Source organism: Intestinimonas timonensis, assembly GCF_900626145.1.
Taxonomy (GTDB): Bacteria; Bacillota; Clostridia; order Oscillospirales; family Oscillospiraceae; genus Intestinimonas; species Intestinimonas aquisgranensis.
This window is the reverse complement of record NZ_LR130817.1, coordinates 1,089,973-1,104,913: the sequence shown is the minus strand read 5'-3', so window position 1 is coordinate 1,104,913 and position 14,941 is coordinate 1,089,973. Positions and strand designations below refer to the sequence as shown.

Below are 14,941 nucleotides of genomic sequence, written 5' to 3'. Positions count from 1 at the left end.
CCGCCGAAAGGGCGGCGGGGGAGCATAACATGATCGACATCAAATCCATGACTCAGGAGGAACTGGGTGTCTGGCTCAAGGAGCAGGGGGAGCCCGGTTTCCGGGCCAAGCAGATCTTTACCTGGCTCCACCGGGGGGCGACTTCCTTTGAAGAGATGACCAATCTCTCCAAGCCTTTGCGAGAGCGGCTGAGTGCCCAGTGTGTCATCACTCATCCGGAAGTGGCCCGCAAACAAGTCTCCGCCCAGGACGGTACCATCAAATACCTCTGGCGGCTCTTGGATGGAAATTGCATCGAGACGGTTTTGATGCGCTACCACCACGGGAATACTGTATGTATCTCCTCTCAGGTAGGCTGTCGGATGGGCTGTGCCTTCTGTGCTTCTACACTAGGGGGCAAGGTAAGAGACTTAACACCGTCTGAGATGATTGATCAGGTCCTGTTCACCCAGCTTGACGCGGGTGTTTCCATTTCCAATATCGTCCTCATGGGCATCGGCGAGCCGCTGGACAATTTTGATACCGTACTGCGCTTCCTGGAACTGGTGAATCACCCGGATGGGCTCAACATCGGTATGCGCCATATCTCTCTGTCCACCTGTGGCCTTACGGAGAAAATTGACAAACTGGCGGAGCATCGGTTACAATTAACTCTATCGGTTTCTCTTCACGCACCGGACGACGAGACCCGGAGCAAGATTATGCCGGTGAACCGGGGCATTGGAGTAGAAAAGCTCTTCGACACCTGCCGCCGGTATTTCGAGACCACCGGTCGGCGTATCTCTTATGAGTACGCTATGATCGACGGGGTCAACGATAGCGATGCGCAGGCTGATTTTTTGGCGCAGCACCTGAAGGGAACGCCGGGACATGTGAATCTCATTCCTCTCAACGAGGTGAAGGAGAGCCCCCTGAAGCCCAGTCGCCGTGTGGCGGAGTTCCAGCGCCGTTTGGAGCGTCAGGGGATTACCGTAACGGTGCGCAGAAAGCTGGGGGGCGACATCGATGCCTCCTGCGGCCAGCTGCGGCGGAAGGCTATGGGCGAGGGATCTGAGTCGCCGGCGGACAAGGTCCGGCCGGATGGGCGAAAGGACTGATTCGATATGAACATATGGGGCATCACAGATGTGGGCGTGGTCCGGCATCAAAACCAGGACGACTACCACATTGAGCTCCTGGCAGAGGATATGGCACTTGGCATCGTCTGTGATGGCATGGGCGGTGCCAAGGCTGGTAATGTGGCCAGCCAGCTGGCGGTGGAGACCTTTTTGGAGACCGCCAAGGCCCAGCCACCTGAGCAATGGCGGAACGAGCCTGAGGCCCTCCTCCATTTCGCGGCGGAACAGGCCAATGGCGCCGTTCATTTCCGGGCCAGCGTGGATGCCGACTGCCGTGGCATGGGCACCACCATGGTGGCCGCGCTGGTCATCGGCAGTCAGGCTTACATCCTGAACATTGGCGACAGCCGGTGCTACCTGGTGCAGCCGGATGGGATCACCAAGGTGACCCGCGATCACTCAGTGGTGGAGGATCTGGTGGCCCGGGGGCAGATCACCCCGGAACAGGCCAGGCAACATCCCCAGAAGAACCTCATTACCAGGGCTCTGGGTGCAGAATCTAAGCTTCGTGCCGATCTCTTCCGCCAGCCGATGGAGCCGGGTGACGCTCTGCTCCTCTGCTCCGACGGCTTGAGCAACATGGTCTCCGATCAGGAACTTCTCTATGAGGTCCTCCACGGCGGCCCTGCGGAGGACTGCTGCCGGAGACTGCTGGACATTGCATTGTCCAGAGGCGCACCGGACAATGTGACTGCGGTCCTGCTTCAGATGTAACAAGGAGGATACCCCCATTATGGATCAATACATAGGGAAATTGCTGGATAACCGATATGAGATCCTGGAGCGGATCGGTACCGGCGGTATGGCGGTGGTGTTTAAGGGTCGTGACCACCGACTCAACCGGCTGGTGGCGATTAAGATCCTCAAGGATGATCTGGCAAAGGACGCGGAGTTCCGCCGCCGGTTCCACGATGAGTCCCAGGCCGTAGCCATGCTCTCTCACCCCAACATTATGGCGGTGTACGATGTAAGCCGTTCTGAGCAGGTAGAATACATCGTCATGGAACTCATTGACGGCATTACCCTCAAGCAGTATATGCAGCGAAAAGGGGGCCCTCTGAGCTGGAAGGAGTCCCTCCACTTCATCACCCAGATCATGAAGGCGCTCTCCCATGCCCACGGACGTGGCATCATTCACCGGGATATCAAACCACAGAATATTATGGTTCTCCGCGATGGGAGCATCAAGGTCACCGATTTTGGCATCGCCCGGCTGGCCTCTGCCGCTCAGAGCACCTTGACGCAGGAGGCCCTGGGTTCCGTCCATTATATTTCTCCAGAGCAGGCCAGAGGGAGCCGTATCGACGGTCGCAGTGATATCTACTCTGCTGGTGTGGTGCTCTATGAGATGCTGACCGGCCGGTTGCCTTTTGAAGGGGATACCCCGGTATCGGTGGCCATCCAGCATATCAACTCGATCCCTCTGGCGCCGCGGGAGCTCAATCCTGACATCCCGGAGGCCCTGGAGGCCATCACCATGAAGGCTATGGCGCCCAAGGTGGAGAACCGCTATCGCAACGCCGATGATATGCTCTATGATCTGGAAGAGTTCCGGAAGGATCCGAGCATCGATTTGGAGTATGACCCAGCCAAGCTCTTTGCCACACCGGATGTAGCTGATGAGCCCACCCAGGTGATTGGAACGGGGAGTCGACGCAGGAGCAGTGACACTGGCTCCATGCGCCGGCGAAGTCGGGAAGAGGCAGAGCGCGGGGAACGGGTATCTTCTTCCGAACGCCCAAGAAACCGGCAGAAAGCCAACATGTCGGTCCCCCTGGCTGTGGCCTCTATCCTGGTCTTCATTATTGGAATCGGCGTATTGCTGTGGGTAGTGTTCTTCAGCAACAGCTTCCAGTCTGATGACCGGCACACTGTACCCAATCTTTACGGTATGACGGTGGAGGAGGCTATGGCTGATCCCAAAGTCCAGGGGATATTTGAGATTGTGGAAGGTGGCTCTGTGTCCAGCAGCCTGGAGCCGGGAAAGATTGTCTCTCAGGATCCCGAAGCGAAGCAGCAGGTCACTGGAGAGGACCTTACTATCACTGTAACGACCAGTGCCGGTGAAGAGCCCATCTATATGCCTGACTTGGTGAATAAGGATTATCTGGAGGCGCAGCAGGCCCTTTTGGATCTGGGAATCTCCAAGGCCAACATCACCATGACATATGAGACTTCTGATGAGATCACTGAAAACTATGTCATTCGTACGGTGCCTTTGGCCGATAGCGCCATTCAGCCTGATACCGTGGTTGAGATTATCGTCAGCCAGGGGCCCAAGGTGGTCCAGCGTACCATGCTTTCGGTTGATGGTATGACTCTCGATAAGGCAAGGGAGCTCCTGGAAGGGGAGAATGGCCTGGGACTGGTGGTAAAAGCCGTCTATATTGATAGTGATGAGCCTAAGGATACGGTACTCATTCAAAGCATTCCCACTGGTACCCAGGTGAATGAGGGAGAGACAGTTACCCTCCAGGTGAGCAGTGGCTCCAGCACTTCCAGCGGTGAGAACAATACCGAGAGTCCAGCTACGGAGACTCCTGTGCCCAGTGAATCGCCAGCTCCCAGTTCCGACCCCGATGTGAAAACAGTACAGCACTCGGTCACGCTGCCTGATGGTGATCCGGATGAGATCGTGACAGTGCAGGTTCGTGGCTCCGGCTATGACCAGAGCAAGCAGGTCCCATTGGTGGTCCAAAGTGTTGTCTTCAATATCACCGGAAAAGGAAAACAGAAGTTTGACATTTATATAAACGGTGAGAGGGATTACAGCATTGAGGTTGACTTTGATACCGGGGATGTGAAACTGGGATGAGTGAAGGAACCGGACTGATCCGCAAGGCCCTCAGCGGTTTCTACTATGTGGATGACGGCAGCGGAGAGCTGATCTCCTGTCGGGCAAGAGGCAAGTTCCGCCATCAGAAAATCACCCCTCTGGTAGGTGACCGGGTGAAGTTTACCCGTCTTCCCGAGGGTACCGGTGCACTGGACGAGATACTACCCCGGAAAAATGAATTTCAACGGCCTGCTGTGGCCAACATTGATCAACTGGTCATCATTGCCTCAGGAGCTATCCCAGTCACGGATCCATTCCTCATCGACCGGGTAGCTGCCATTGCTGACAGCAAGGAAGGCTGTGGTTGTCTCATTTGCATCAACAAGTGCGACCTTGAGCCCGCTGAAGAGCTCTATGAGATATACACTGCCGCTGGTTTCCCTACGCTCCGAGTCAGTGCTGAGACAGGGGAAGGTATCGAGGAGCTTAGAGCTGCAATATCTGGTAAGGTATCTGCCTTTACAGGAAATTCTGGCGTGGGCAAGTCCAGCATCCTGAATGCTCTCTCACCCGGCTTTCAGCTTCAGGTAGGAGAGGTCAGTGAAAAGCTGGGACGTGGCCGCCATACCACCCGGCACGTGGAGCTGTACCGCCTTGGTCCGGATGCTGTGGTGGCCGATACCCCCGGCTTCTCATCCTTTGACACGGAACGCATGGAGCTGCTGCGGAGGGAGGAGCTGGAACGGGCATTTCGGGAATTTCGCCCCTACCTGGGTGAGTGTCAGTTTGTGGGGTGCTCCCATGTAAAGGAAAAAGGCTGTGCAGTTCTTGCAGCCCTTAATGAAGGGAAGATTGTACCCAGTCGACATGCCAGCTATGTCAGGCTGTGGGAGCAGGTCAAGGATCTGCGGGAGTGGGAGCTGGAAAAGCACGGAAAAGGCTGAGATACACATTACGCCTCCTTCTGCGTATACTGGTAACAGCGATGCCAGTTTACGTGGAAGGAGGCGTTTTTTATGAAGATCGTCGTGGTTAGGTCTCCCAAGTACCTCAGGGGTGTGTTGAAGGCTCTTTTCGGCCTGCGCTAAAAAATGGCATAGCTCCAGACCCTTGTACATATGCTCCTTGTAGAAACGTTACAAGGAGAGGAACGCTATGGAGCTGGAACTGAAGACCACCCAACTCAACTGCTACGATACCGTATTGGATACCACGCTCTTCCAGGAGGAGACACTGGAGAGCATTGTCCCAGACGCCTGTCCGGATATCCTGCGCATCGTGGACACGGAGGCGGCGGTGTGTCTGGGGACCAAGGAGGCCCAGGATGGCAAAGCGGAGGTGACCGGGACAGCCCGGTGCGCCGTTCTCTATGAGGCGGAGAGCGGTGAGGGGGTGCGGCGGATCACCGTCAGCATCCCCTTCACCTGCACCGCCGAGGCACCGGGGCTCACCCGACAGTGTCGATTGTCGGCCGAGCCTCGGGTGATGTGGGCGGATGCCCGAAGCCTTAACCCCAGAAAGGTTCTGGTACGTGTGAGTCTGGCTATAGCGGTGCAGGCTTACGTCCCACAGACCCCTAGCTTCTGCGACGGTGTGGACGGTCAGGAGCAAAATGGGATTCAGACTTTGGAAGAGGCTCAAACCGCATGCTTTATCATAGGTGTAGAGGAGAAATCCTTCACATTTTCGGACGACCTGAGCTTGTCAGCGACGCGTCCACCGGCAGCGGAAATACTAAAGAGCCGGGTAGATTTGGTGTGCGGAGAATCTAAGCTCATCGGCAACAAGCTTATTTTTAAAGGAGAAGCCGGCTTACGGCTGGTGTACCGGGAGCCGGGCGGCGGGCTGTGCGGCGCTGACTTTACCCTGCCATTTTCTCAGATCATGGAGGTAAGTGGTGCGGGGGAGGAGGCCGACTGTACATTGTCGGTAGTACTTACCGGGATCGATTGTACCCTCGACGGAAACGAGGGAAGAATGATGTCGGTATCCCTTGGTATGCTGGCCCAGGCGGTCGTCCGTGAGGAGCGCCAGGTAACTCTTTTGTCCGACATTTACAGTACGGCCTACGACCTGTCGGTCCAGCGACGGGGCTATGCATTGGCCCGGCCGCTGGAGCACGGGGAACGGCGGATCACCGCCCGTGAGCTGTTGGAGACGACATCCCCGGTGCGGGAGGTCTGTGACGTCCATATTCATGTGGGGCAGGTGGAGGCGGAACGTGATGGAGAGCAGGGGCGGCTGAAAGCGGAGCTATCGGCCACAGTGGTTTATCTCTCCGAGGAGGGAATGCTGGAAGCGGTCACGCGTACCATAACTGCCATGTGTCCGATGGAGCTTTCAGCTGGCGCGATGTGCAGCTGCCGCTGTGTCTGTTCGGGTGAAGGCGCGGCAGCACCGGCGGGGGGTGGTGTTGAGCTGCGCTGTCCTCTGGAGTTCCGGTATTTGTCCCTACTGCCCAGACAGATCACTGGTGTAGCCCAGGTCCGCCTGGACGAGGATGCGCCCAGAGACCCGTCTGCCCGTCCCTCTATCGTGCTGAGGGCCGTGGAGGAGGGTGAACGGCTCTGGGATATCGCCAAAGCTTACGGCACCACCATGGAGGATATCGTTCAGGCCAATAGCCTGGGGGAGGATACCCTCACGGCGGGGCGGGTCCTGCTCATCCCCAAGAAGCGGTAAAAGGAGGCGTCTCCATTGGAAGATCGGAATATCTATGAGGACATCGCCCGGCGCACCGAGGGCGACATTTACATCGGCGTAGTGGGTCCGGTGCGGACGGGCAAGTCGACCTTCATCAAACGGTTTATGGAGACGTTGGTGCTGCCCAACATCGAAAACGTCTACCGCAAGGAGCGTGCCCGGGATGAGTTGCCCCAGAGTGGCTCCGGCCGGACTGTGATGACCGCCGAACCCAAGTTTGTCCCAGAGGAAGCTGTGGAGCTCACCATGGAGGGCGGTACCCGAATGTCGGTGCGGCTGGTGGACTGCGTGGGCTATATGGTGCCCGGCGCTGTGGGTCAGACCGAGGATGACCAGCCCCGGATGGTGACCACCCCTTGGTTCGACCACCCCATCCCCATGACGGAGGCGGCGGAGATCGGGACCCGAAAGGTGATCTCGGAGCACTCCACCATCGCCGTGGTGGTGACCACTGACGGCAGTGTGACAGATATTCAGCGTGAGGACTATCTGGAAGCAGAGGAGCGGGTCATCACCGAGCTCAAAGAGCTGGGAAAACCTTTCCTGGTCCTCCTCAACTCGGCTTTTCCCAACTCTGAGCGTGCCAAGGCGATCCGGAACGACATCGCGGGCCGGTACGACGTGACATGTATGGCAGTGAACTGCCTCGAACTGAGCCAGGACGACGTGACGAACATTATCAGAGCGGTGCTCTTCGAGTTCCCGCTCCGAGAGCTGGACCTGAACCTCCCTGCCTGGGTGGACGCCCTGCCAGGAGATCACCCCATCAAGAGCGGTCTTTACGCCGCCATCCGGGAGCAGGCCGGCGGGCTGCGGCGTATCCGGGATGTGGACGGTGTGATCTCGGCCATCGGCAGCAGCGAAGGGGTGAGCCGGGCCCAGGTCACCTCGGTAGAGCTTGGCACCGGTCTGGCCGCCGCCGACCTGGAGCTGCCCCGCAGCCTCTTTTATGAGACCCTGTCCGCCCAGTCCGGCTTCTCCATCCAGGATGACGGTGACCTCATTGGCCTGCTCACCCAGCTCTCAGAAGTCAAACGGTCCTATGATAAGGTGGCTGACGCCCTCCGGGAGGTCAGGGAGACCGGCTACGGCATTGTGGTGCCGACCACCGATGAGCTGAAACTGGAGGAGCCGGAGATCGTCCGGCAGGGCGGGCGCTATGGAGTCCGCCTCAAGGCCTCCGCCCCCTCCATCCATATGATTCGGGCTGACATCGAGACGGAGGTCTCTCCCATCGTTGGGAATGAGAAACAGTCGGAGGAGATGGTCCACTACCTGCTCCAGGAGTTCGAAGGGGATACCAAGGCCATCTGGCAGTCCAACATCTTTGGACGCTCCTTCCACGAACTGGTCAGCGAGGATCTGAACACCAAGCTCAAACGAATGCCGGAGGATGCCAGGAGCAAGCTCCAGGAGACTCTCCAGCGCATCATCAACGAGGGCTCCGGTGGGCTCATCTGCATCATCCTATAAAAAATGCCGCGGACCGGCTGGTCCGCGGCATTTTTTCATATTAAACAGCTTCTCGTACCACAGAGACTGTCTCAAAATCCAACTCTGTCATGAGGGCAGCAGCCTCTGCCGTAATACGCTCACCGCTGACGGCGATGGGGATGGCCGGGGGACAGGACACCGCCGCTCCGGCACAGATCCGGCCTGCGGCTTCCCGTACGGGGATCTCTTCCCAGGGCGACAACATGGCTGCTCTTGGCGAGAGAACCCGCTCGCCAGGGTCAGGGAGAGCGGCAGGGGACCGCCTGAGACCGGGACGGATACCTGAAAAAGCTGTCTCTACCCGCTGAAAATCGGATTCAACAGCGTCGGCAGAGTACATGAGCACCACCTCATCCGGGTCGGAGTACTCCGGTTCCACACCGCTCCGACGCAGCAGGTCTGCCAGCTCGTAGCCGGAGAGCCCCGTCACCCAGCCGTCCACCACCAGCTTCAGGGGTTCTCCGGGGCGTACCGGGACACCCTGGGCGGAGAGTTTGGCCTTCAGCGCATCCAGATGGAGGACCACCCGCTCCATCTGAGCACCATAGTCGTCAGCCAGACGGCGATTGCAGGCGTCCAGGGACTGGAGGATGAGATAGGAGGGGCTGGAGGAGCCGAAGAGGGCCATGGCCTGTCGGGCCTCGTGCTCGTAAGGCGCCAGGGCGGTGGGAGAGACATGGAGGTAGGCGCCGCCGGTGAGCACCGGCAAGGTCTTGTGGGCGGAGTCGCAGCACAGGTCGGCGCCCAGGTCCATGGGGTGGCGGGAGGGGGAGAGGAACCGGAGATAGGCCCCGTGGGCATTGTCCACTAACAGGGGGACGCCGTGTCGGTGACAGACCTCGGCCAGACCGGCGATGTCCAGCATGCCGCCCAGGTAGTCGGGGGAGGTGACGTAAACCGCCAGAGGGGGTGCGGGCTGCTCCGCCAGCGCTCGGTCCAGGCCGGCTGGGGAGAGGGGACAGGCGCATAGGGGACTCTCACCCTCAGGGAGGAGCCATTCTGGCTCCAGATCCAGGAGGGCGCAGCCGTGGAGAAAGGCCTTGTGGGCGTTCCGACCAGCCAGCACTGTCCGAGAAGCATTGGACGCCCGGTGGAGGAGGGCCAAGTGGAGCATGGCCTTCACGCACTGGGAGGAGCCGCCGGCGCTGTAAAAGGTGTGGCGGGTCCCAAAGAGGGCGGAGGCGTTGTTCTCACTCTCCAGGATAACGCCCTCCGGATGGGAGAGGTCGTCGGCACCAGCCACCTCGGTGATGTCCAGAGCCTCGCAGCCCAGAGGTCCCTTTCCCTTGTGCCCGGGCATGTGGAGCCGGGCAGGGTGGGCAGAGGCGTAGCCGCGCACGAAGTCACAGATGGGGGTGTTCATGGCTGACCATCCTGGCTCTGGGCCACCTGGAGCATGATGGCGCACTCCATCCGCTTTTTGAAGAGCTCACAGCCGTAGGGGTAGATGCCCCGGATGCTGCCGGAGGCGTGATAGCTGTTGGCGGCGCAGCCGCCGGAGCAGTAGAGCCGGGCCCAGCAGTCAGCGCACTCGGGCCGGGCGTAGGCGTTGCAGTTGCGGAACTCGTCCTGAACGGCGGTGTTGGTCACTCCGTCCCAGATATTGCCCAGGGAGTACTTTGGGTCGCCTACGAACTGGTGGCAGGGGAAGAGCTCACCCCAGGGGGTGACAGCCATGTACTCAGTGCCGCTGCCGCAGCCGGAGATGCGCTTGTAGATGCAGGGACCGTGCTTGAGGTCCAGAATGTAGTGGTAGAAGGTGAAAGGACGGCCCTCGCGCTGGCGGCGGAGCATCTCCCGGGCCAGAGTTTCATACTGCTCAAAGAGCACGGGCAGGTCCTCCTGGGTGAGGGCGCAGGGATCGTCGGGGGAGCACACCACCGGCTCCATGCTCAGCTCAGTGAAGCCCAGGTCGGCCATGTGGAGGATGTCATTTACGAAATCGGTGTTGTGGTGGGTGTAGGTACCCCGGATGTAGTAGCTCTTGTCACCCCGGCGCTCCACGAAATGCTGGAACTTGGGCACGATGGTGTCGTAGCTGCCGTTGCCGGCATAGTCCTTCCGGAATCGGTCGTGGACCTCTTTGCGCCCGTCCAGGGAGAGGACCACGTTGTGCATCTCCTTGTTGCAGAAGTCGATGACCTCGTCGTTCAGGAGCACGCCGTTGGTGGTGAGAGTGAACCGGAAGTTCTTGTTGTGGATGGGCTCTAGGCTCCGGGCGTAGGCCACCAAATCCTTCACAACCTGCCAGTTCATCAGGGGTTCGCCGCCGAAGAAATCCACCTCCAGGTTCCGGCGAGTGCCGGAGTGAGCCACCAGGAAATCCAGAGCCTGCTTGCCCACCTCAAAGGACATGAGGGCCCGCTCGCCCTGGTATTTGCCCTGGCTGGCGAAGCAGTAGGAGCAGCTCAGGTTGCAGGTGTGGGCCACATGGAGGCACAGAGCCTTGATGACGTTGGAGTGGTTCTTGTAGTCGGCGGCCATGGGGGCGTAGGTGTCAGGGGTGAAGAGCTTGTGCTCCTCCTTCAGTGCCGTCACGTCATCGATGCAGGCGCGGACCTCCTCCTCGGTGACGTCGGGACGGTCGGGGTAGTCGGCCAGGATACGCTGGCAGATCTCGTCGGGGGTGTGGTCGGGGTAGAGGGCGATGATGTCATACGCCACCTCGTCCACCAGATGGACCGAACCGCTGCAGGTGTCCAGGACGATGTTGTAGCCGTCCAGCTTGTATTGATGTACCATAAATCTTGATCCCTCCACAGGATGATTGTCTCTTTGAAACGGAGCCTCAGACCGGACCATGGCAAAAAAAGTGCCGCCTCACTGCAAGGCGGCACTCAGGTTTGACGTCTGCTTACTGCTCGTTGTTCTCGCAGGGCTGGTTGGCCACGCCGCAGCTGGTCTTGCAGGCGGACTGGCAAGAAGTCTGGCACTCGCCGCAGCCGCCAGTGGTCACGCTCTTGCAGAGGTCGCGGGTCTCGATGGTCTTGATTCTATTCATGGTCCAAGTCTCCAATCGTTTCAGTCTGTTCTGTGCAGAGCACAGCTTTTCCTCTATACAGATTAAAACAAGAATGGCCGATTGTCAAGAGGAAAACGCCCGTCAATCGCGAAAGGCAAAGGCCCTGAGGGCGTCATCGTCGGTAACGTAGAGGGCCCGATACCCGGTCTTGAGCCACCCCTTCCGGGTAAACTCCCCCAGTACCCGGCTCACGGTTACCCGACTTACCCCCACGGCGGCGCCGATCTCCTCATGCGTGCAGCGCAGAGCCCCACCGGCCTCCGGCGGGATGGAGAGGAGATACCGGGCCACACGCTGATCCGCTGGACGGAAGGACATGCCGTCCACGTGGTCGGAGAGGAGGCGCACCGTCCGGGCAAGGTACTGGAGCATGGGGAGAGCAAGCTCCGGGTGGCTCCGGAGAACCTGGTCCAATCGCTCACGGTCGATGGAAACTACCTTGCATTCAGTCACGGCCACGGCGGAGGACACACGGGGACAGCCATCGAAAAAAGCGGCCTCGCCCATCAGATCCCCCGAGCGATGGGTGGTGAGCACCCGCTCATCTCCCGTCTCTGAGCTGATATAGCTCCGGGCGCTGCCGGAGAGAAGATAATAAAAGGTATCCGCCTCGGTGCCCTGAAGGTAGATGAGCTGTCCCGGGGCATAGATCCTGGGAGGCTGTCCCTGAGCCAAAGACGCCCAAGGAGTGTTTTCCCGCTGCTCTGTCATATGACGTCCCGCCTTCCTGCCTTTTAACAGCATTGTATCATGGTTTGCATTCTTTCTGCAAGCCCTCTGCCATAATAAAGCCAATCAAACAAACAGGAGGGACCAAACATGGGTATGACCATGACCCAGAAGATCCTGGCAAAACACGCGGGCCTTGCGTCCGTGGAGGCCGGACAGCTCATTGAGGCTAAGCTGGATCTGGTGCTGGGCAACGATATCACCACTCCGGTAGCTATTACCGAGTTTGACAAGGCGGGACTCACTCAGGTCTTTGACAAGGACAAGATCGCCATTGTCCTGGACCACTCCGTCCCCTGTAAGGACATCAAGTCCGCTCAGCTTTGTGCCAAGGCCAGAGCCTTCGCCCAGCGGTTCGACATCACCCACTTTTACGATGTGGGACAGATGGGTGTGGAGCACGCCCTCATCCCGGAGAAGGGACTGGCTGCCCCCGGTGAGGCCATCATCGGTGCCGACTCCCACACCTGTACTTATGGCGCCCTCGGCGCCTTCTCCACCGGCGTGGGTTCCACCGACATGGCCGCCGGTATGGCTACCGGCCTCGCCTGGTTCAAGGTACCCTCCGCCATCAAGGTCACACTCACCGGAAAATTTGCCCCCTATGTAAGCGGTAAGGACGTGATCCTCCACCTTATCGGTCAGATCGGCGTGGACGGCGCCCTCTATAAGTCCCTGGAGTTTGCCGGGGAGGGGGTAGCGGAGCTCACCATGGACGACCGCTTCACCATTGCCAACATGGCCATCGAGGCCGGCGCCAAGAACGGCATCTTCCCCGTGGACGACCAGACCCGGGAGTACCTCAAGGGCCGGGTGGACCGCCCCTGGGAGGCGGTGGAACCCGACGCCGACGCCGTCTACGACCAGGAGGTGGTCATCGACCTCTCTACCCTGCGTCCTACTGTGGCCCTGCCGCACTTGCCCTCCAACACCCGGACGGTGGATGAAGTAGCCGGCCTGCCCATCCAGCAGGTGGTAATCGGCTCCTGCACCAACGGCCGGCTCAAGGACCTCCAGGAGGCCGCCGACATCCTCAAGGGGCGGGAGGTGGCCAAGGGCGTACGCTGCATCGTCCTGCCGGCCACCCAGCAGATCATGATGGACGCCATGGCCCAGGGCCTCATTCAGACCTTCATCGAGGCCGGCTGCGCCGTCTCCACTCCCACCTGCGGTCCCTGCCTGGGCGGCCACATGGGTGTCCTCTCCAACGGCGAGCGGGCGGTGTCCACTACCAACCGCAACTTCGTGGGACGTATGGGGCCCACCGACTCCGAAATTATTTTGGCCAGCCCCGCCGTGGCGGCGGCCTCCGCTGTGGCCGGCTGCATCGCCGACCCGGAAAAGCTGTAAGGGAGGAGAAAGGCAATGAAGATCTATAAATACGGTGACAACGTGGATACCGACGTTATCATTCCCGCCCGTCACCTCAATAACCCCGATCCCAAAGCCCTGGCCTCCCACTGCATGGAGGACATCGACGAGAAGTTTGCCTCCACCGTGGAGCCCGGTGACATCGTGGTGGCCGGCGCCAACTTCGGCTGCGGCTCCTCCCGGGAGCACGCCCCCCTGGCCCTGAAGTCCTGCGGTGTGAAGTGCGTCATCGCCAAGAGCTTTGCCCGCATCTTCTACCGCAACTCCATCAACATCGGCTTCCCCATACTGGAGTGCCCCGAGGCCGCTGAGTCCATCCAGCCCGGCGACGCCGTCACTGTGGACTTCAAGACTGGTGTCATCTCCGATGAGACCCAGGGCAAGACCTTCCAGGCCGCGCCCTTCCCGGCTTTCGTGGATGGTATTATTGAGGCCGGTGGCCTCCTCAATTCTCTGAAGGTGAGAGGTGTGGCGAAATGAATTATAAGATCGCACTCATCAAGGGCGATGGCATCGGCCCCGAAGTCGTGAATGAGGCTGTGGGCGTCATGGAGGCCGTGGGCAAGAAGTTCGGCCACACCTTTGAGTTTGTGGACGTGCTCCTGGGCGGCTGCGCCACCGACGCGGTGGGGAAGAGCTACCCCGACGGCACCGCCGAGAAGTGCAAAGCCTGTGACGCCGTGCTGCTGGGTGCCGTGGGCGGCCCCAAGTGGGGCTCTGACAAGCCCGCCGAGCAGCGGCCCGAGACCGCCCTGCTGGCCATCCGGAAGGATCTAGGCCTCTACGCCAATCTGCGTCCCGCCGCCCTCCGGCCCGCTATGGCCGATGCCTGCCCTCTGAAGAAGGAGACCGCTGAGAAGGGGATCGACCTCATGATGGTCCGCGAGCTCACCGGCGGCATCTACTTCGGCAAGCGGGACAAGTACCAGACCGAGGACCGGGGCCTGGAGGCCACCGATCTCATGGCCTACTCCGAGAAGGAGATCGAGCGCATCGGCCGTCGTGCCTTCGAATTGGCCCGCCTGCGCCGGAAGAAGGTCTCCAGCGTGGACAAGGCCAACGTGTTGGAGACCAGCCGTCTGTGGCGGAGCGTCATGCACCGCCTGGCGGATGAGTACTCCGACGTCCAGTATGAGGACGTACTGGTGGACAACTGCGCCATGCAGCTGGTCCGGGACCCCGGCCAGTTCGATGTGGTGGTCACCGAGAACATGTTCGGTGACATCCTCTCCGACGAGGCCAGCATGGTGACCGGCTCCATCGGCCTGCTGCCCTCCGCCTCTATTGGCGACACTGCTCCCGGCCTCTATGAGCCCATCCACGGCTCCGCCCCCGACATCGCCGGTCAGGACAAGGCCAACCCTATTGCCACCATCCTGTCCGTGGCCATGATGTTCCGCTACTCTTTCCAGCGTGCCGAGGAGGCCAATGCCATCGAGGCGGCGGTAGACGCGGTGCTGGCCGAGGGCTGGCGAACCCCCGATATTGCGGAACCCGGCGTAACGCCCATTGGCACCAAAGAGATGGGCCGACTCATCCGGGAACACATCTGAATATCTGACGGCGGGGCGCAGATTAGCGTCCCGCCGTTTCCCATGAAGGAGGAAATGCCATGAAGACCATCGGACTCATGCCCCAAATCCCGCTTCTTGGTACCACCATAATCCGTGCCAGACGTTCTGTGGAACTGGCCTTGCAGTAAATTTCCTTGCATCTCACCCGCATTTC

General features: G+C 59.9%; 13 protein-coding genes. 9 read left to right on the top strand and 4 right to left on the bottom strand.

Annotation, left to right across the window (positions count from 1 at the left end; translation table 11 throughout):
* Positions 1 to 29: 29 nt before the first annotated feature.
* The 6 genes from rlmN to spoIVA all read left to right on the top strand — a co-directional run bounded on the left by rlmN (position 30) and on the right by spoIVA (position 8,070).
* Entirely contained in the window at positions 30 to 1,097 is a 1,068-nt protein-coding gene (rlmN, locus tag E0E29_RS12205; protein ID WP_130850062.1) for a dual-specificity RNA methyltransferase RlmN, read from the top strand.
* Positions 1,098 to 1,103: 6 nt separating this feature from the next.
* The gene (locus tag E0E29_RS12200; RefSeq protein ID WP_130850061.1) at positions 1,104 to 1,832 is read left to right on the top strand and encodes a Stp1/IreP family PP2C-type Ser/Thr phosphatase; all 729 of its coding nucleotides are present in this window, start codon (positions 1,104 to 1,106) and stop codon (positions 1,830 to 1,832) included.
* A gap of 19 nt (positions 1,833 to 1,851) precedes the next feature.
* The gene (gene pknB, locus E0E29_RS12195; protein WP_130850060.1) at positions 1,852 to 3,933 is read left to right on the top strand and encodes a Stk1 family PASTA domain-containing Ser/Thr kinase; all 2,082 of its coding nucleotides are present in this window, start codon (positions 1,852 to 1,854) and stop codon (positions 3,931 to 3,933) included.
* Entirely contained in the window at positions 3,930 to 4,838 is a 909-nt protein-coding gene (rsgA, locus tag E0E29_RS12190) for a ribosome small subunit-dependent GTPase A (RefSeq protein WP_130850059.1), read from the top strand. Before pknB ends, rsgA begins: the two co-directional genes overlap by 4 nt.
* A 211-nt stretch (positions 4,839 to 5,049) precedes the next feature.
* Positions 5,050 to 6,576: a DUF3794 and LysM peptidoglycan-binding domain-containing protein gene (locus E0E29_RS12185; protein ID WP_130850058.1), complete on the top strand. Its 1,527-nt coding sequence runs from the start codon at positions 5,050 to 5,052 to the stop codon at positions 6,574 to 6,576.
* A gap of 15 nt (positions 6,577 to 6,591) precedes the next feature.
* Positions 6,592 to 8,070 (top strand): stage IV sporulation protein A, encoded by a 1,479-nt coding sequence (gene spoIVA / locus E0E29_RS12180; protein WP_130850057.1) that lies wholly within the window; start codon positions 6,592 to 6,594, stop codon positions 8,068 to 8,070.
* Between the two features lie 40 nt (positions 8,071 to 8,110).
* Here the strand turns inward: spoIVA and E0E29_RS12175 are convergent, their stop codons facing one another.
* From E0E29_RS12175 to E0E29_RS12160, 4 genes are all read right to left on the bottom strand, one after another.
* Positions 8,111 to 9,454, bottom strand: coding sequence for an aminotransferase class I/II-fold pyridoxal phosphate-dependent enzyme (locus E0E29_RS12175; protein ID WP_130850056.1), 1,344 nt, complete (start codon positions 9,452 to 9,454; stop codon positions 8,111 to 8,113).
* Positions 9,451 to 10,833, bottom strand: coding sequence for a thioether cross-link-forming SCIFF peptide maturase (gene scfB / locus E0E29_RS12170; RefSeq protein ID WP_130850055.1), 1,383 nt, complete (start codon positions 10,831 to 10,833; stop codon positions 9,451 to 9,453). Before scfB ends, E0E29_RS12175 begins: the two co-directional genes overlap by 4 nt.
* Before the next feature lie 112 nt (positions 10,834 to 10,945).
* On the bottom strand, positions 10,946 to 11,092 hold the full coding sequence (scfA, locus tag E0E29_RS12165; protein ID WP_130850054.1) for a six-cysteine ranthipeptide SCIFF: 147 nt from the start codon (positions 11,090 to 11,092) through the stop codon (positions 10,946 to 10,948).
* Positions 11,093 to 11,194: 102 nt separating this feature from the next.
* A complete protein-coding gene (locus tag E0E29_RS12160; protein ID WP_130850053.1) occupies positions 11,195 to 11,824 on the bottom strand; it encodes a Crp/Fnr family transcriptional regulator in 630 nt (209 codons plus the stop codon).
* Between the two features lie 108 nt (positions 11,825 to 11,932).
* Here E0E29_RS12160 and leuC point away from each other — a divergent pair, with 108 nt between their 5' ends.
* Genes leuC through leuB form a run of 3 tightly spaced genes read left to right on the top strand, consistent with a single transcriptional unit; the run spans position 11,933 to position 14,766 of the window.
* Entirely contained in the window at positions 11,933 to 13,192 is a 1,260-nt protein-coding gene (leuC, locus tag E0E29_RS12155) for a 3-isopropylmalate dehydratase large subunit (protein ID WP_130850052.1), read from the top strand.
* A 15-nt stretch (positions 13,193 to 13,207) separates the two neighbouring features.
* Entirely contained in the window at positions 13,208 to 13,693 is a 486-nt protein-coding gene (locus tag E0E29_RS12150; RefSeq protein WP_130850051.1) for a 3-isopropylmalate dehydratase small subunit, read from the top strand.
* Entirely contained in the window at positions 13,690 to 14,766 is a 1,077-nt protein-coding gene (gene leuB, locus E0E29_RS12145; RefSeq protein ID WP_130850050.1) for a 3-isopropylmalate dehydrogenase, read from the top strand. Before E0E29_RS12150 ends, leuB begins: the two co-directional genes overlap by 4 nt.
* Positions 14,767 to 14,941: the final 175 nt, after the last annotated feature.